General features: G+C 70.1%; 1 pseudogene. It reads left to right on the forward strand.

The features are described from left to right. Window positions 1-726, forward strand: a pseudogene (locus tag OO57_RS39000) (transposase); the annotation flags it as partial.

The raw sequence follows: 726 nt of genomic DNA on the forward strand, positions 1-726 counted from the left end.
GGCGCCGTGGCGGCCTGCGGTCGGCCTCGCACCCCAGCTGACGGACGCCGAGTTGGTGACCCTCGCGGTGATGCAGGCCCTGCTCGGCTTCACCTCCGAGCGCCGCTGGATCCGCCACGCCACCACACACCTGCGGCACCTGTTCCCGTACCTGCCCGGCCAGTCCGGCTACAACAGGCGCCTGCGCAAGGCCGCCGACCTCATCGCCCGCGTCAACCGCCTGCTCGCGGCCGATACCTCGCTGTGGACCGACGACGTATGGCTGGTGGACTCCACCCCGGTGGAGTGCGGCTGCACGGCCTGCCGGTGGCCTTCGCGCTGACGGGCGCGAAGGCCGTGGAGCGCGAGGTCCTGCTCGACCTCCTCGCCACCGAGCAGGACCTCGTCCGCAGCCGACCCGGCCAGGTCCTGCTCGCGGACATGAACTACTACGGGCGCCAGTTCGAGCACGAGCTGGCCGCCACCGGCCTGCGACTGCTGCGGCCCGCCCGCAGGGGCGAGCCCCCACGAGCCGGATCCGCGCTGTTCAAACCGCTGCGACAGGTGATCGAGTCGGTGAACCAGACCTTCAAGGCCCAACTCGACCTCGAACACCACCACGGCCGCACCAAGTGCGGAGTGACAGTCCGCATCCTGCAACGCATCCTCGCCCTGACCAGCGTGATCTGGCACAACGACCACACCGGCCAACCCGTCAAACGCTCGCTGACCGCCTACGACCACTAG

It is taken from the genome of Kitasatospora phosalacinea (assembly GCF_000717185.1).
Lineage (GTDB): Bacteria > Actinomycetota > Actinomycetes > Streptomycetales > Streptomycetaceae > Kitasatospora > Kitasatospora phosalacinea_A.